This window comes from Mycolicibacterium sp. lyk4-40-TYG-92 (assembly GCF_030209435.1).
Lineage (GTDB): Bacteria > Actinomycetota > Actinomycetes > Mycobacteriales > Mycobacteriaceae > Mycobacterium.
In genome coordinates this window covers 1-16,004 of record NZ_JARVRX010000001.1, presented here as the reverse complement: position 1 = coordinate 16,004, position 16,004 = coordinate 1, and the positions used below count along the sequence as shown (strand labels likewise).

The window sequence follows — 16,004 nt, the reverse complement described above, 5'->3', positions numbered from 1 at the left end:
GCACGGCACAGCCGTCAGCGGCAGCAGCGATAATTACGGTTCCAGTGGTACACTAATTCTCGCATGAGGTCAATCACACCGCCGCCGCTCGCGTGCTGTGATGATGGACCCGTGAGCAGTCAGTCAGGCCCCGGCCGGCCCCGGGACGCGAGTATCGACGACCGCGTACTCACCGCGACCCGAGAGCTTCTGTCGGAGGTCGGATTTCAGCAACTGAGCATGCGACTGGTCGCGCAACGCTCCGGAGTCACCCGCGCCAGCCTGGCCCGGCGCTGGTCGTCGAAGGCCGCGTTGGTCATCGACGCGGTAATGGGCGTGACGCCCGACCTGACGCCGTTTGATGGCACCGACGTCTACGGCTGGATCGATTTCGTCGTCCGGGGCAGCCGCGCACTGTTCAATCGCCCGGACATGAAAGCGGTCGCGCCCGACCTGACCCAGGCACTCCTCGAAGACATAAATCTGGGGCGATCGCTGTGGAATCGCTTCACGGGGCCGGCGGTGGCACTGTTCGCCGACGACGTCGAAGCACAGACCGCCGAGGAGCGGCGCAGTGCGGAACTGGACGCGCGCGCCGTGCTGATCATGGCCGCGGGTGCCGCCATGTACGTGAGCACCATCGCGTCCGACGACGACTCTGCCGAACTTGAAGAGCGGATCGTCGAACTTCTCACCACCGGGTACCGGGCCGCGTCCGCGAACCGCCTGGCGGCCGACGGGCAGGCCTAGAGCAGACGACAGGCCGCACCCTGGTCGGGCACGGCCTGTCGCTTGATGCGGGACTGGATGGGTCAGCGGCCGGGCTGAGCCGGGCCGGGCTGACCAGGTGCTTGCGGCCCGGGGCCACCCGGCCCCTGTCCACCCGGGCCCTGTCCGCCGGGGCCCTGCCAACCGGGGCCCTGCCAACCGGGGCCGTTGGGGCCCTGCCAGCCCGGACCGCCGGGGAACATCGGGTGCCACATACCGCCACCGCCGCCACCACGCTGGCCGTGGTGACCCTCGCGGTATTCAGAGGCGTCCTGGCCGTGGTGGTGCTTGTGCCAGCCGTGATGGCCGCCGCCGGAATGCGCGCCGAGGATGAAGCCGGAGAAGAAGATGGTCGCGACGATGAACACGATGCCCGCGACGATGCCGACCCAGGCCAGCACCTTGTTCAGCTTGCTGGGCTTGTGCTCGGCGGGCGGCGCGGCCACCGCGGTGGCCGTTGCTACGGGCGGGAACGAGTCCGTCGGGGTGTCCGGCGTCTCTGGTGTTTGGTTAGGGGTTTCCTCACTCATGTCATCGATGATCCGTCCGTCAACCACTGCTGTGGCTAGGTTGCGCGTAAGAATCAGCTATGAGGCGCGCAGCGCGGTAGCGTGGCCTGTGTAGCGGAGCTTCGGCCGGGCTTTGGGGGCCGGCCGACGCTCCGATATCAGAACGCGGCAGAAAAGGTGCGATGTCCAGAACCACCCGGCGCGCCGCGGCCCTCGCCTGCGGCACCGCGTTGTTGCTGACCCTCGTCCCGGCGTGTGCGAAGAATTCCGTCACGCTCACCGGGCCGCCTCCGACAGCCGCCTCCCACGTACCGTCGCCAGGACCGTCACCGACCCAGAGCAAGTCCGGGTTGCCCGTCTGCCAGTTGTCGTCGCTGCCGGCCGAGACGGCCACCACCGTCAACCTCATCCACCACGGCGGGCCGTTCCCCTCTTCGCGGGACGGCATCGTGTTCGGGAACTTCGAGCGCCGGCTGCCGAACCAGCAGCGCGGCTACTACCACGAGTACACGGTGCCCACTCCCGGCGCGAAGACCCGCGGCACGCGACGGGTCATCACCGGCGGCGAGCCACCGACCAACCCGCCCGAGTTCTACTACACCGGCGACCACTACGAGACGTTCTGCCAGATCGGAGGAGCGTGAAGACGTTCACCGTGCGGGGTGCGCGCATCCATTCCCGCGCAGACCTTTTCACCGAGATCGGCCACGCCGTCAACGGTTCCGGCGGCTACTTCGGCAGCAATCTCGACGCGCTCGCCGACTGCCTCGGCGGCGGCTTCGGCACGCCCGAAGACGAGCCGTTCCGCTTTGTGCTGACCGACAGCGCAAAAGCCGAGAAAGCCTTGGACTCCCGCACGTGGACCGGGCTGCTCGACGTTTTCGACAGCGCCGGAGTGGATTTGGTGCTGCGCTGACAGCGCCTACGGCTTCACCGGATTCACCGCGAACTGGATGACGCGGTACGGCGCGGTGTCGCGTGGCGTGGTGTTCCACTGGCTGACGAGGATGCGCAGTTCGTCGAGCGTCGAGCCCGGCGAGATGTAGCCGCCGTACGGCTGCGCCAGCTGATTGTCTTGCGGCTCAGGCAGTTCGTCTGCCTGCTCCGGCCAGCCGCCGGCCACGACGACGGTCGTCACCGGCGCGGTGCCGAGTTCCGTCGGCGTATTCGCGACGCGGACCTCCATGTTGCCGGTGCTGCTGTTGAAGTAGGACAGCACCGTCTTGCCGTCGACCTGCTTCATGCTCATCTCGCCGATCAGGTCGCCCCACAGCGGAATCGGCGGTTTACCCCAGCCCGCAGTGGCAGACCAGCCCTGCCAGCCGGCCCGGTCGGTGAACGACTGCGGCGTGGCCCGGTAGAGGTAGGCCGGGCTGCTGCGGTCAAAGTTGTTGGCGACCAGGTAAACCCAGCCGCGTGGCGAATCCGCGGTGGGCACCGGGTCGTAGTAGCCCGTGATCTGACTCTGCGCTCCCCTGGCATAGCCGGCCGGCCGCACAGACCCCGGCACGGTGGGCCACGCCGCGCGCGCCGGGTCGGCCCTGACCAGTCGCGAGCTCGCCGGCTTCAGGTCGCGCGTGGTGGTGATCAGCAGGTAGTTCTCCCGGTTGATGCTCACCACGCCGGCCGGAAGCTGGGACGTGCCAGGCACTTTGGCATCAGCCAGCAACGGCTTGTCGACACCCATGACGCCGCGGTACCGCAGGCCGTCCGGCGAGTTGATGGAGTCGGTCTCGACGTGCAGCGCGACGGGCGCATACCAGCCACCGAAACCGACACCCTGCCCCGCGAAGCTGTCGCCGCAGATCTGCAGGATGCCGCTCGGGAATTCCATGAACTCGCAGAGGTCGGTCGCACCGATGCCGTAATCGGCTGTCGGCGTACCGGTTCCGGCCACTGGACCGATGCGTGTCACCTGGCCGGCAACCAGCGGTTTGAGCACCGGAGTCGGCACCGGCGCAGGCGGATCTGCCTGCGCCGTCGGCAGTTCCAGGCCGAGCGCGAGCATCAGCGCCGACACCGACGCGATGGCGGCCCGCAAGATCAGCGCGTGGCGAGCAGTTCGGCGATCTGAACAGTGTTGAGCGCCGCGCCCTTTCGCAGGTTGTCACCCGAGACGAACAACGCGAGGCCACGGCCGTCGGGAACCCCCTGGTCCTGGCGGATGCGGCCCACCAGCGAGTCGTCGGCACCGGCGGCAGCCAGCGGCGTCGGCACGTCGACCAGCGACACCCCGGCCGCGTCGGCCAGCAGTTCGCGGGCTCGCTCGACCGAAAGCGGCCGTGCGAATTCGGCATTGATCGACAGCGAGTGGCCGGTGAAGACCGGCACGCGCACGCAGGTGCCGCTCACGGCGAGCTCCGGGATGCCGAGGATCTTGCGGCTCTCGTTGCGCAGCTTCTGGTCTTCGTCGGTCTCGCCCGAGCCGTCGTCGACAAGCGAACCGGCCAGCGGGATGACGTTGAAGGCAATGGGCGCAACGTATTTCACAGGCGCCGGGAACTCGAGTGCCGATCCGTCGTGCACCAGTTGCTCGGCGCCACCGATGACGGCGCGGGCCTGCGAGGCCAGTTCGTCGACGCCGGCGAGTCCGGAACCGGATACGGCCTGGTAGCTCGACACGATGAGCCGGATCAGCCCGGCCTCGTCGTGCAGCGGCTTGAGCACCGGCATGGCGGCCATGGTGGTGCAGTTCGGGTTGGCGATGATGCCCTTGGCAAGCTGCTTGCCGCGGACGTCGCGGTCGAAGTTGACCTCCGAAACCACCAGCGGCACATCGGGATCCTTGCGCCACGCCGACGAGTTGTCGATCACCGTGACGCCGGCGGCGGCAAAGCGCGGGGCCTGTACGCGCGACATGGTCGCACCGGCGGAGAACAGGGCGATGTCCAGACCCGACGGGTCGGCGGTCTCGCTGTTCTCGACCTCGATCTCCTGGCCGCGGAACGTCAGCTTCTTGCCCTCGGACCGCGCCGAGGCGAAGAACCGCACCGACGTCGCCGGGAAGTCGCGCTCCTCGAGGAGCTTGCGCATGACCTGACCGACCTGACCGGTCGCACCCACCACACCGATGTTCACCATGCTATTTATCCCGTCGCTTCGCTCGCCCCATGACTAGCGCCCCGTCCCGCCGTATACGACCGCGGCCTCTTCGCTGGCGAAACCGAAGGCCTCGTGCAGCGCGGCGACAGCCTTGTCCAGCTCGGTGTCCTTGACCAGCACCGAGATTCGGATCTCGGAGGTCGAGATCAGATCGATGTTGACGCCGACCTCGGCCAGCGTCTCGCAGAACTTGGCGGTGACGCCCGGGTGGCTGCGCATACCGGCGCCGACCAGCGACACCTTGCCGATGTGATCGTCGTACAGCACCTGAGAGAAACCGATCTCGTCCTTGAGGGACGTCAGCTTCTCGACGGCGCCCGGGCCGTTCTCGCGCGAACAGGTGAAGGTGATGTCGGTCTTGCCGTCCTCCACCTTCGAGATGTTCTGCAGCACCATGTCGATGTTCACGTCGGCATCGGCGACCGCGCGGAACACCTTGGCGGCGTAGCCCGGGACGTCGGGCACGCCGACGACGGTGACCTTCGCCTCGCTGCGGTCGTGGGCAACTCCGGTGAGAATGGCGTCTTCCATGGGGATGTCCTCGATCGATCCTTTGACGATGGTGCCGGCCTTGTTGGAATACGAGGACCGAACATGAATCGGAACGTTGTAGCGGCGCGCGTATTCCACGCAGCGCAGCATCAACACTTTGGCTCCGCAGGCCGCCATCTCCAGCATCTCCTCGAAAGAGACGGTGTCCAGGTGGCGGGCGTTGGGCACGATGCGCGGATCGGCGGTGAAGATGCCGTCCACGTCGGTGTAAATCTCGCAGACGTCGGCCTCCAGCGCGGCGGCGAGCGCCACGGCGGTGGTGTCCGAGCCGCCGCGGCCCAGCGTGGTGACGTCCTTGCTGTCCTGGCTGACGCCCTGGAAGCCGGCGACCAGCACGATCAGGCCCTCGTCGAGGGCGTCACGCAGGCGGCCCGGGGTGACGTCGATGATCTTGGCGTTGCCGTGCGTCCCCGTGGTGATCACGCCGGCCTGCGAGCCGGTGAACGACCGGGCCTGCGCGCCGAGGGACTCGATGGCCATGGCGACCAGCGCGTTCGAGATGCGCTCACCTGCGGTGAGCAGCATGTCCATCTCCCGGGCCGGTGGTGCCGGGGAGACCTGACGGGCCAGATCCAGCAGATCATCTGTGGTGTCGCCCATGGCCGAGACCACGACGACGACGTCATTGCCGGCCTTCTTGGTTTCGACGATTCGCTCGGCGACTCGACGGATTCGCTCGGCGTCAGACACCGAGGATCCGCCGTACTTCTGGACGACGAGCGCCACTGTTCGCGTTCCTTCTCTGAATTGGCAGCAAGCATTCGCATCAATGCTGCCCACAAGGATAAGGGAGGGACGAAGCCGTTTTTGTTGCCCGGTCACCTGCCGACCTGCAACGCGCGAGACGTTCGTCACTCTCGCCCGGGTCAGAAGATGTCGGTGAGCTTCCGCTGTGCCGGGCAGGCGTCGGTCAGCGCCTTCATCTGTTCGGTGATCTGCGCGTTGATCGCCGACAGCTGGTAGGCCTCGGTCGGTGCGGGGGCGCCGGGCGCGCGGCCCTGGGCGGCGATCCGGTAGGCGTCCAGCGCCGAGGTGAACTGCGAGGCCAGGGCCGCCAGCTGCACGGCGTTGGCGGCGACCTTGTCACCGGTCACCTTCTGCGCCCGGTCGGCCATGCCGTCGGCCCACGCCCGGTAGGCCGTCTCCTCGGCGATGGTCGGGACGCCACCGGAGTTCTTGTCGATCTTCGACTCGATCTGCACGGCCTGCGCCTTGTTGTAGTCGAGCATGTCGCGCACCGGTTTGCACTCCGGCGTCGGCCCGCGGAACTCGGTCTGCCAAACCACCAGGCCGATGACGACGGCGAGCGCGACCGCGATGCCGATCTTCCAGCTGCGGTCCAGGCTCAACAACCATCTCGTCAACACGGTCGAACTGTATCGGCACAGTGAGTGCGCCGCCCATTGCCCCTGGCCAGGAGCTTGGCTCGGGACAACATGACCGGGTTTTGGGGAACTACTGGACCGGAGTAAACTGGCCGGTGATGTATAGCGCGCGGGTGCTCCTCCTCGGACGCCGCGACGGGGTCTGATCCGACCGGCCTCCCGTCGCGGGTGTTTGAGATGTGCCGGTCCTGACCTTCTAGGTCCCATCCAGACAGACCGGAGCAAAAAACCGTGACCACATACTCTCCCGATTCTTCTGCCGACTCCTTCTCGTCGGTACGCGCCATCACCACCCCGTCCGGCCCGCGCCGCGAGGGCCAGCCGTCCTGGAACACCCAGCGCAACTCGTCGATGCCGGTCAGCCGCTACCGCAGCTTCGCCGACGAGGTCGAGCAGATCTCACTGCCCGACCGCACCTGGCCCGACAAGGTCGCCACCGTCGCCCCGGGTTGGTGCGCCGTCGACCTGCGTGACGGCAACCAGGCCCTGATCGACCCGATGAGCCCCGAGCGCAAGCGCCGGATGTTCGACCTGCTGGTCCGCATGGGCTACAAGGAGATCGAGGTCGGCTTCCCATCGGCCAGCCAGACCGACTTCGACTTCGTCCGCGAGATCATCGAGCAGGGCGCGATCCCCGAGGACGTCACCATCCAGGTGCTGACGCAGTGCCGGCCCGAGCTGATCGAGCGCACCTTCGAGGCCTGCAACGGCGCCCCCCGCGTCATCGTGCACTTCTACAACTCGACGTCGATCCTGCAGCGCCGCGTGGTGTTCCGCGCCGACCGTGACGCCGTCAAGAAGATCGCCACCGACGGCGCGAAGCTGTGCGTCGCGGAGGCCAAGAAGTACCCGGGCACGCTGTGGCGGTTCGAGTACTCGCCGGAGTCCTACACCGGCACCGAGCTGGAGTACGCCGTCGAGGTGTGCAACGCGGTCGCCGAGATCGTGCAGCCCACCCCGGACTGGCCGCTGATCGTCAACCTGCCGGCGACCGTCGAGATGGCCACGCCGAACATCTACGCCGACTCGATCGAGTGGATGAACCGGCACCTGGCGCCGCGCGACTCGATCATCCTGAGCCTGCACCCGCACAACGACCGCGGCGAGGGCGTCGCGGCCGCCGAGCTGGGCTACCTGGCCGGCGCCGACCGCATCGAGGGTTGCCTGTTCGGCAACGGTGAGCGCACCGGCAACGTCTGCCTGGTGACGCTGGGCCTGAACCTGTTCAGCCGCGGTGTCGATCCGCAGATCGACTTCTCGAACATCGACGAGATCCGTCGCACCGTCGAGTACTGCAACCAGCTGCCCGTCGCCGAGCGCCACCCCTACGGCGGCGACCTGGTCTACACGGCGTTCTCCGGCAGCCACCAGGACGCCATCAACAAGGGCCTGGACCAGATGAAGGCAGATGCAGATGCCGCCGACGCCGATGTCGACGACATCCTGTGGCAGGTGCCCTACCTGCCCATCGATCCGAAGGACGTCGGCCGCACGTACGAGGCCGTCATCCGCGTCAACTCGCAGTCCGGCAAGGGCGGCGTCGCCTACATCATGAAGGCCGACCACGGGCTGGTGCTGCCGCGCCGGCTGCAGATGGAGTTCAGCCAGGCCATCCAGAAGATCACCGACGGCGAAGGCGGCGAGGTCTCCCCGAAGGAGATGTGGGACGTCTTCAACGAGGAGTACCTGGCGCCCATCACCCCGCTGGAGCGCATGCGGCAGCGGGTGGACGCGTCCGAAGAAGACGGTGGCACCGACACCATCACCGCCATCGTCAAGATCGATGGCGAGGAGCGCGAGATCGTCGGCGCCGGTAACGGCCCGCTGGCGGCCTTCACCGACGCACTGGGCGCCGTCGGCTTCCACGTCAACGTGCTGGACTACTCGGAGCACGCCATGTCGGCCGGCGAGGAAGCACAGGCCGCGGCCTATGTCGAGGCGTCGATCGGCGGCAAGACGGTGTGGGGCGTCGGCATCGCGCCGTCGATCACCACGGCGTCGCTGCGGGCCGTCGTCTCGGCGGTGAACCGCGCCGCGCGCGGCTAGCCGAAGACCGTCAGCTCGGTGCGCGCGGGTCCTCCGGTACCCGGAGGACCCGCGCGCACCAGCCGACCACCTGTTCCGCAAAGTCTTGCGCCGTAACCGTTTTCGTGTCGTCAAGAAGCCGTTCGTTGATCAGGGTGGCCACACCGCCGACACAGAACAGTGCCGCGTCGAAGCTCTCCTGATCGGCGTCGCGGTCGGGCTGCAGCAACGCCAGGATCGCGGCAGCCACCCGATGTTGCGCGATCCGGATGTGCTCGGAGACCGAGTCGATGTGCCGGGCGTCGGTCAGGAAGATCCGAACGGCCAGTGGGTCGCTCTCGGCATGCTCGATGAACCCGGCCAGCCCCAGCGTCAGCCGGGTCTGGACCGTCGCCGACTCGGGCGCACTCCCTCCGGCCAGCATCGCGGCGAAGGGCCCCTCCAACACATCGTCGATCACGGCGCCGATCAGCGCACCGAGGCCGGCAAACTGCTCATAGAAGTAGCGATCGGTGAGTTTGGCACGGGCCGAAACCGCGCGCACGCTCAGCGCCGACAGCCCGCCTTCGCGCCACAACGCCTCGGCCGCGTCCAGCAGCAGCCGTCGCCGATCGGCCCGTCGCTCCTCCGCCGACCTGCCGGAATACCTGCGCTGCGGTGCGGTGCCCGAACCCGTGCCCGATCCGTCATCAGCCATCTGGCGCAACCCCTCCCTCCGACTGCCACATGATGTCAAAATCCGGAGAAGGAAGACGGACTCCCGTTTGAAACGCGGTCTTCTGGCAATATTACCGACGAGTAAGGTTCAGGGTTCATCTACACAGTGGGGTGGAACATGGCAGCACAGCTCGCCGAGCAGGTCACCGTGGTGGCCGCGGCCGGAACCGAAGGCGGAGGCGCTGCCCTCGATCAGGTCATCGGGATGTCGGTGGCAACGGGCATCATCACCGCAGGCCTGTTGTGGATCGGCTACCTGCACCGGCAACGCCGCATCACCTGGCTGAAGGACCTGGCAGACAAGGCCGGCCGCAAGATGAACCGGCCCAGCTGGGTTGCGCTGCCCTCGCTGCTGTTCATCTCGACCATCATCTGCGCGATGTTCGGCTTCATCTGGGACGTCAGCCTGCACATCGGCAAGGGCCGCGACGCCGGCCCGCTCGCAAACCCCGCGCACTACTTCATCCTGGTCGGCCTGTTCCTGCTGTTCATCGCCGGATCGCTGTCGATCATCCTGCCGTACGACAAGCCGGGCCCGGCAGCCATCAAGATCACCAAAACCTGGTACGCGCCCGTCGGCGGCGTGCTGATGGCCGGTTGCGGCCTGTACGCGCTGATCGGTTTCCCGCTCGACGACATCTGGCACCGCATCTTCGGCCAGGATGTGACGCTCTGGGGCCCAACACATTTGATGCTCATCGGCGGCGCCGGGCTCTCCCTGGTCGCCACGCTGCTCCTGGAGCGCGAGGGTGACATCGCGATGGGCGCCGACGCCCCGGCCGCTCGCAACAAGGTGCTGCCCTACCTGGCCTTCGGCGGTCTGGTGATCGGCCTGTCGGTGTTCCCGGTCGAATACGACTTCGGCGTCGAACAGTTCCGGCTGGTGCTGCACCCCATGCTGATCGCCGCCGCAGCGGCCATGTCGCTGGTGGCCACGCGACTCACGCTGGGCCGCTACTCCACGTTCGGCGCGATCGCGTTCGCGTTGTTCATCCGCGGTCTGGTCGCTCTGATGGTCGGGCCCATCCTCGGCTCTCCCTACAGTTGGTGTGCGCTCTATCTGGGCTCGGCGATCGTGGTGGAACTGGTCGGGCTGACGCCGCTTGCCAAGCGGCCCATCCTCTTCGGCGCCGTGGCCGGCCTGGGCGTCGGCACCATCGGCATGTGGCTGGAATCGTTCTGGGTCGACGCCATGTTCCGCACGCCGTGGCCCAGCAGCATGTGGGGTGAGGCGCTGACGATGTCGACGCCCGTCGCGATCGTCATGGGCATGTGTGGTGCGTTGCTGGCCCTCGTGCTCACCGGTCAGCGCCTGCCCGCCCGCCCGGTCGGTATCGGCATCGTGGTTGCCACGGTCCTGGTGATTGCCGGCGGGGTCGCCAACGGCCTGCACATCACAGTGCCCGAGCATGCGCGCGCACAGATCACCCTCACTGACGCGCCGAGCCCGCAGGGGCAGCGGCTTGTGAACGCAGACATCCAGATCACGCCGGCCAACCTCATCAGCGATGACCCGGAATGGGTGACGCTGATGGCGTGGCAGGGCAAGCTCGAGCACGAGCGCGGTCTGGTGGTCGACCACCTGAAGCAGGTCGGCCCGGGCCACTACCGGTCCACCCGGCCGATCCCGGTCTGGGGTACGTGGAAGACGGTGCTGCGCGTGCAGGACGGCCGCACCATGGCGGCGGTGCCGGTGTACCTGCCGGCCGACCCCGGTATCGGTGCCGAAGAGACGCCGGCGATCTCGACGACCCGTGACTTCACCGAAGAGATCAAGGTCCTGCAGCGCGAACGCAATCTCGATGTGCCCACGTGGCTGTATCCCGCGGCGTCCCTGATCGTGCTGGTGTGCTCGCTGATCCTGATCGCACTGCTCAGTTGGGGTGCGGGACGGATCAATTCGCGTGAGCAGTTCAGCGCCACCGAGGCCAGGGAACCCGTCGGACAGCCGTGACCTATCTGGCCGATCACTCGCTATTGTTGGCACTGCCCGCGTTCGCCCCTGCGTTCGTCGTGGCCGGGGTCGTGGCCTGGGTGGCCATGAAAGACCGGCGGGCACACGACAGTTCCAGCTCCGATGGTGTCGAAACCGAGTCGGAGACAACAGGTTCGACCGAAGAGGATGGTTCCGCGTGACCTTTGTGAAGACTTTCGCCGTGGCCGGCGCTGTCGCACTGGCGCTCGTCGGCTGCAGCAAGAACGAGTCGGCGCCCAGCAGTTCGTCGAGCGCCTCCGCAACGGGCACAACGCAACTGAGCAACCCGCAGGCGCCGCCGGCGCGCGTCTACATCGACGTGACCATCGCGGGCGGCACCGCGACGCCGCTCGACCAGCAGGTGCAGGCCAAGCTCGGCCAGCCGATCATCGTGCGCGTCACCAGTGACGCCGCCGACCAACTGCACGTGCACTCGAACCCCGAGCACACCTTCAACGTCAAACCGGAGAAGGGTCAGGAGTTCCAGTTCACCGTCGACGTGCCGGGCAAGGTCGACGTCGAATTGCATCACCTGGACAAGACGGTCGCCACCATCACGGTGCAGTAGCCATTGTGCGTCCCGACGCAGTGACCTCCACAGTCCTGGCCCACGGGCTGGGCGGGTCAACCGATCTGCCCATCCCCGTGACCTACGCCCTGATCGGCGCGGCGTGGGCGTTGACCTTCACCTTCGCAGTGGTGGCGCTGGCTTGGCGCAAGCCGCGGTTCGACCCGGAGGCACCGGGACGGGCATTGCCGCGCTGGGTGACGACGGCCGTCGACGCGCCGGCCACCCGGTGGACGGTCGGGCTGCTGGCCCTGGCGTTCGCCGCATGGGCTGTCGTGGCGTCCGTCGTCGGACCACCCGGGTCCGGCAACCCGCTGCCAGGCGTGTTCTACGTGCTGCTGTGGGTCGGAATCGTCGCGCTGTCAGTGCTTTTCGGCCCGGTGTGGCGGGTACTGTCGCCGGTACGGACCATTGCCCGGCTACTCCGACTGAGCCGGAACGCATATCCCGCGCGGCTCGGATACTGGCCCGCGGCGGCCGGCTTGTTCGCGTTCGTCTGGCTCGAGCTGGCCAGCCCCGACCCGGGTTCGGTTGGCGCCGTGCGCATCTGGCTGATGATCTATCTGGCGGTGACACTGACCGGAGCGGCGGTGTGCGGCACCCGCTGGTGCTCGCACGCCGACCCGTTCGAGGTGTACAGCGTGGTGGCCTCACGGTGCGCCCCGTTGCGGCGCAACGCCGATGGACAGATCGCCGTCGGGAATCCGTTCAACCACCTACCCACGTTGCCGATCCGGCCCGCCACTGTGACGGTGCTCGCGGTGCTGCTGGGCTCGACGGCCTTCGACAGTTTCTCGGCGACGCCGGCGTGGCGCGGGTTCGTCCAAGCGCATACCGACGGCACCTGGCAGGCCACGGGGCTGAAAACCCTTGGGCTGGCGGTATTTGTCACGACCGTCGCCGTGTCGTTCAGCCTCGCCGCCCGCGCCACCGGCGGGGTGGACCGCGCGCGGCGCCGGCAGCTGCCCGGATTGATGGCGCATTCCCTCATCCCGATCGTCATCGGCTACGTGTTCGCGCATTACCTGACCTACCTCGTCGAGAAGGGCCAGCAGACCGTCTACCAGCTGGTGGGCCTGCACGACGCGCACGTGTACTACGTACTGTCGATGCACCCTTCGGTGCTGGCCACGACCAAGGTGCTGTTCGTGGTGGCCGGGCACATCGCCGGCGTCGTCGCAGCACACGACTGCGCGCTGCGCATCCTGCCCAAGCGACATCAACTCACCGGTCAGCTGGCGATGATGCTGGTGATGGTCGGCTACACCTTCACGGGGCTGTACCTGCTCTTCGGCGGATAGCCCGTGAAGTCTTGACAGCACGCCACCTCCAGGCCAAAACTGAGGACACACGTCCTCAGATGGAGATTGCATGACAGCCACAGTGCCCGCGGAACCGACGCTCAAGCAGCTGCACGGCCGCGCCTTCGCGTCCCTGTACGACGAGATGGACTACCAGGTCACCCACATCGACGGTGCCCTGCCGCCCGAGCTGACCGGCACGTTGTTCCGTATCGGCCCCGGCAAGTTCGAGGTCGGCGACACCGTACTCAAGACCATGTTCGACGCCGACGGCATGGTGTCGCGCTTCGTCCTCGACGGCCGGGGCGTCCGCTTCACCAACCGCTATGTCCGCACCAGGCAATACCTTGGCGGCGACGTGATGAGCCAGCGCGGCATCACCACCAATGCCCCCACCCTGCGCGGCAATCTGCACCCACCGGCCAATACCGGCAACACCAACATGGCGACCATCTGTGGCGACCTCCTGGCCATGTGGGAGGGCGGGCCGCCGTACAAGATCGATCCGGACTCGCTGGATACTTTGGGCTACAAGCGCTTTGACGGCGACCGGCTCGGCTATCTCGGGTCTTTCTCCGCCCATCCCAAGTGGGATCCGCACACCGGCGACGTCTACAACTTCGGCCTCGACCTGCTGCCCACGCCGCGGCTGCGGTGCTTCAAGGTGGACCGCGCCGGCCGCAGCCACCAGATCAGCTCGCTCAAGTTGTGGGACATGGTGTGGAATCACGACTTCGCGCTCACCGAGAACCACATGGTTTTCGTCCTGGATCCGTTGCGCCCCAACATCCCGACGCTGTTGCGCACCCGGTCGCTGGCGAAAGCCCTGGAGCACCAGACCCGCAACGGTTCAACCCGGTTCGCCCTGGTGCCGCGCGACGGGTCCAAGCCCCGCATCATCGAGCACGAGGCGCTGACGCACATCCACGTCACCAACGCGTTCGAAGACGGCTCCGACACCGTGGTGGAGTTCTTCCGGTTCGAGGACTCGGATGTCTTCGGCAAGCTCGGCAAGGCCTGGCAGGATCCGTCGGACCCGGCCGATCCCCGCGCGCACCTGACCATCGACGAGTGGCCCCGCGGGCACCTGTCGCGGTTCCGGATCAGCAAGTCCGGGCGGATCACCGAGACCGTTTTATCAGCAACGGCCCCAATGGAATTCCCGCAGTACGACTGGCGTCGCTCGACGCTGGAGCACAACGTCACCTACGCCTGCAAGGCCACCGAGGACGTGGGCCACTACAACGCGGTGACGCGCATCGACCACCGCACGGGCGTCCAGACCACGTTCGATTTCGGCCTGGCACAGACAGGCGAGCCGTTGTTCGTGCCGCGCTCCCGCACCGCCGCCGAGGACGACGGCTGGCTGCTGGTGCTCAATCACGATCTGCGAAGCCATCGTTCGCAACTGGTGATCTTCGATGCCCGCACCATCGAAGACGGCCCATTGGCCACCGCGCATCTGGAACACCATCTGCCGATCGGGTTCCACGGCACGTTCACCCGGCGTATCGCCGGCTGACGCCCACTCCGGGCGCTCGGCGGCCCGCGCCGCGCAACGTATGCGGTACCGCCGCCGCAGCTGGTCGGCGTGGCCTTCCAGCGTCGCTGGCGCCGGATCAGCTTGCGGGACTGTCTGTTTCACCGTCATCGCCTCCGCTCTCGGGTGGGTAGAGCGTCGGGTGGTGGTACCGATTGGTCCTGGGTTGGCCGACGTCCAGGAGCGGTGGTGGGGTCCAGTGGGCGCGGCCGTTTTTCATGGTGGTGCTCCAGCCGCCGTTGTAGGCCAGAACGTTGTCGCAGTCACACGCCAGGGCGAGGTTGCCGATGTTGGTCAGGCCGCCGTCGCACCAGTCGGTGTCGACATGGTGGGCTTGCGAGCGCGACGCCGGGGCTGTGCAGTTGGGTTTGGTGCAGCCGTGGTCGCGGGCGAACAGCGCGAAGCGTTGGGCGACGGTGGCGGTGCGCCGCGCTCGGCCCATATACAGCAGCTGTTCACTGTGCCGGTCGAACACCGCGAGGTAGTGGTCGGCACCGTTGGTGGCCGCCATCTGCAGCAGATCCTTGATGGGCAGCTTGCTGCCGGTGTGGGTGAGCGCGACCCCGGTGCGCTGCTCCAGATCGGTCACGGTACAGGTGGCCACGACACCGATCGGCACGCCCTTGTGCTCCCCCAGCGTCCCGGAGGCCAGCAGCATCCGCAGCAGCGCCGTGCACGCGTCATGACGACGCTGGGCCGCGGTGCGGGTATCCCCGGCGATCTGCTCAGCTGACGGGGTGCCAGAGAAGCAGGGCGGCCGATCAGCGGGATTGCACATGCCAGGGGCGGCGTATTTGTCCAACAGGGCATCGAGGTAGGCCCGCGCTTCCGGGGTCAAGGTGCCCTGCAGATCCGACATCCCGTCGGGTCGTTGTTTGGACACGGTGAGGCCGCGCTTGCGGGCACGGTCGGCATCATCGGGCAGCGGCCCGTCCTGATCGAGCAGGTAGAGCAGCGCCTCGGCCGCCGCCCGCAGTTCTTCCGGGGTCTGGTGCCGCGCCCCGGAAACCAGGGACCGTTCGAACTGCCCGCAGGTGGTGGGGTCAACCCACCCGGGGAGTTTGTTGATGAACTGGCCGATCACTTTCACGTGCTCGGTGTTGATCACGCCCTCGGCCTGGGCCGCGGCGGCGAACTCCCACAGCGGCGGCAACGGCTCCCCGGTCAACCCGGCGCGGGGCGCCAAATTCAGGGCATCGCGGACCCGACGATTGGCTTCAGTGGTATCCACGCGTAACCGGATACGCAGCACCTCGGCCCAGTTCTTCGCCCCCAGCTCCCGGGCCGTGACCTGAGACTGCGCGGCGGAAAGAATCCGGTGATCGACCACTTCGGCGGCGCACTTCAGGGTTTCGCGGCGCGACTGCAACGCCAACAATGTCGGCACGTCCAGACCGCTGTAATCCAGGGAGGCGAGCCGAGCCTGCGCAGCCTCGCAGGCGGCGTAGGCCTCCTCGACAGCGGCCGGATCGGCGAATCCCATAATCGAACACTAGTTCGATTCACCGACAAGTGCCCGTGACGAATGTGTGATGTATCAGGACTTCGGTGACAGTTCTGCATCAGGACATCGGTGACAGTTG

16 protein-coding genes are annotated in these 16,004 nt (G+C 67.2%); 9 read left to right on the top strand and 7 right to left on the bottom strand.

Annotation, left to right across the window (positions count from 1 at the left end):
- The first annotated feature begins 111 nt into the window (after window positions 1–111).
- Window positions 112–729 (top strand): TetR/AcrR family transcriptional regulator, encoded by a 618-nt coding sequence (locus QRN63_RS00080; protein WP_502888055.1) that lies wholly within the window; start codon window positions 112–114, stop codon window positions 727–729.
- A 62-nt stretch (window positions 730–791) separates the two neighbouring features.
- Here the strand turns inward: QRN63_RS00080 and QRN63_RS00075 are convergent, their stop codons facing one another.
- Window positions 792–1,277, bottom strand: a complete 486-nt coding sequence (locus QRN63_RS00075) for a hypothetical protein (RefSeq protein WP_285028723.1) — start codon at window positions 1,275–1,277, stop codon at window positions 792–794.
- A 161-nt stretch (window positions 1,278–1,438) separates the two neighbouring features.
- On the opposite strand from QRN63_RS00075, the gene QRN63_RS00070 reads away from it, so the two are divergent.
- On the top strand, window positions 1,439–1,900 hold the full coding sequence (locus QRN63_RS00070; RefSeq protein ID WP_285028722.1) for a guanyl-specific ribonuclease: 462 nt from the start codon (window positions 1,439–1,441) through the stop codon (window positions 1,898–1,900).
- The gene (locus QRN63_RS00065; protein WP_285028721.1) at window positions 1,897–2,172 is read left to right on the top strand and encodes a barstar family protein; all 276 of its coding nucleotides are present in this window, start codon (window positions 1,897–1,899) and stop codon (window positions 2,170–2,172) included. Before QRN63_RS00070 ends, QRN63_RS00065 begins: the two co-directional genes overlap by 4 nt.
- 6 nt (window positions 2,173–2,178) lie before the next feature.
- Here the strand turns inward: QRN63_RS00065 and QRN63_RS00060 are convergent, their stop codons facing one another.
- The 4 genes from QRN63_RS00060 to QRN63_RS00045 form a co-directional block, all read right to left on the bottom strand.
- Complete coding sequence (locus tag QRN63_RS00060) at window positions 2,179–3,264, bottom strand: DUF4185 domain-containing protein (protein WP_285029653.1); 1,086 nt, start codon at window positions 3,262–3,264, stop codon at window positions 2,179–2,181.
- 35 nt (window positions 3,265–3,299) lie between these two features.
- Window positions 3,300–4,337 (bottom strand): aspartate-semialdehyde dehydrogenase, encoded by a 1,038-nt coding sequence (locus tag QRN63_RS00055; RefSeq protein ID WP_285028720.1) that lies wholly within the window; start codon window positions 4,335–4,337, stop codon window positions 3,300–3,302.
- 33 nt (window positions 4,338–4,370) lie between these two features.
- Window positions 4,371–5,636, bottom strand: coding sequence for an aspartate kinase (locus QRN63_RS00050; RefSeq protein WP_285028719.1), 1,266 nt, complete (start codon window positions 5,634–5,636; stop codon window positions 4,371–4,373).
- A 140-nt stretch (window positions 5,637–5,776) separates the two neighbouring features.
- Entirely contained in the window at window positions 5,777–6,277 is a 501-nt protein-coding gene (locus QRN63_RS00045; protein WP_285028718.1) for a hypothetical protein, read from the bottom strand.
- 249 nt (window positions 6,278–6,526) lie between these two features.
- On the opposite strand from QRN63_RS00045, the gene leuA reads away from it, so the two are divergent.
- Entirely contained in the window at window positions 6,527–8,341 is a 1,815-nt protein-coding gene (gene leuA / locus QRN63_RS00040; protein ID WP_285028716.1) for a 2-isopropylmalate synthase, read from the top strand.
- Window positions 8,342–8,351: 10 nt separating this feature from the next.
- On the opposite strand, the gene QRN63_RS00035 is transcribed toward leuA, so the two are convergent.
- Entirely contained in the window at window positions 8,352–9,017 is a 666-nt protein-coding gene (locus QRN63_RS00035; RefSeq protein WP_285028715.1) for a TetR/AcrR family transcriptional regulator, read from the bottom strand.
- A gap of 138 nt (window positions 9,018–9,155) precedes the next feature.
- Between QRN63_RS00035 and QRN63_RS00030 the strand changes: the two genes are divergently transcribed.
- From QRN63_RS00030 to QRN63_RS00010, 5 genes are all read left to right on the top strand, one after another.
- Window positions 9,156–10,991, top strand: a complete 1,836-nt coding sequence (locus tag QRN63_RS00030; RefSeq protein ID WP_285028714.1) for a hypothetical protein — start codon at window positions 9,156–9,158, stop codon at window positions 10,989–10,991.
- The gene (locus QRN63_RS00025) at window positions 10,988–11,173 is read left to right on the top strand and encodes a hypothetical protein (protein WP_285028713.1); all 186 of its coding nucleotides are present in this window, start codon (window positions 10,988–10,990) and stop codon (window positions 11,171–11,173) included. The genes QRN63_RS00030 and QRN63_RS00025 overlap by 4 nt, the downstream gene beginning before the upstream one ends.
- Window positions 11,170–11,580, top strand: coding sequence for a hypothetical protein (locus QRN63_RS00020; RefSeq protein ID WP_285028712.1), 411 nt, complete (start codon window positions 11,170–11,172; stop codon window positions 11,578–11,580). The genes QRN63_RS00025 and QRN63_RS00020 overlap by 4 nt, the downstream gene beginning before the upstream one ends.
- A 20-nt stretch (window positions 11,581–11,600) precedes the next feature.
- The gene (locus QRN63_RS00015; protein ID WP_285028711.1) at window positions 11,601–12,881 is read left to right on the top strand and encodes a hypothetical protein; all 1,281 of its coding nucleotides are present in this window, start codon (window positions 11,601–11,603) and stop codon (window positions 12,879–12,881) included.
- Between the two features lie 70 nt (window positions 12,882–12,951).
- Entirely contained in the window at window positions 12,952–14,403 is a 1,452-nt protein-coding gene (locus QRN63_RS00010; RefSeq protein WP_285028710.1) for a carotenoid oxygenase family protein, read from the top strand.
- A 97-nt stretch (window positions 14,404–14,500) separates the two neighbouring features.
- Here QRN63_RS00010 and QRN63_RS00005 read toward each other — a convergent pair whose 3' ends face one another.
- The gene (locus QRN63_RS00005; RefSeq protein ID WP_285028709.1) at window positions 14,501–15,904 is read right to left on the bottom strand and encodes an HNH endonuclease signature motif containing protein; all 1,404 of its coding nucleotides are present in this window, start codon (window positions 15,902–15,904) and stop codon (window positions 14,501–14,503) included.
- Between the last annotated feature and the right edge of the window lie 100 nt (window positions 15,905–16,004).

Bases quoted from the DNA above. Each gene is read 5' to 3' on its own strand.
- QRN63_RS00005 (WP_285028709.1), bottom strand. From the start codon at position 15,904: ATGGGATTCGCCGATCCGGCCGCTGTCGAGGAGGCCTACGCCGCCTGC.
- QRN63_RS00035 (WP_285028715.1), bottom strand. From the start codon at position 9,017: ATGGCTGATGACGGATCGGGCACGGGTTCGGGCACCGCACCGCAGCGC.
- QRN63_RS00060 (WP_285029653.1), bottom strand. From the start codon at position 3,264: ATGCTCGCGCTCGGCCTGGAACTGCCGACGGCGCAGGCAGATCCGCCT.
- QRN63_RS00010 (WP_285028710.1), top strand. From the start codon at position 12,952: ATGACAGCCACAGTGCCCGCGGAACCGACGCTCAAGCAGCTGCACGGC.
- QRN63_RS00055 (WP_285028720.1), bottom strand. From the start codon at position 4,337: ATGGTGAACATCGGTGTGGTGGGTGCGACCGGTCAGGTCGGTCAGGTC.
- QRN63_RS00075 (WP_285028723.1), bottom strand. From the start codon at position 1,277: ATGAGTGAGGAAACCCCTAACCAAACACCAGAGACGCCGGACACCCCG.
- QRN63_RS00030 (WP_285028714.1), top strand. From the start codon at position 9,156: ATGGCAGCACAGCTCGCCGAGCAGGTCACCGTGGTGGCCGCGGCCGGA.
- QRN63_RS00070 (WP_285028722.1), top strand. From the start codon at position 1,439: ATGTCCAGAACCACCCGGCGCGCCGCGGCCCTCGCCTGCGGCACCGCG.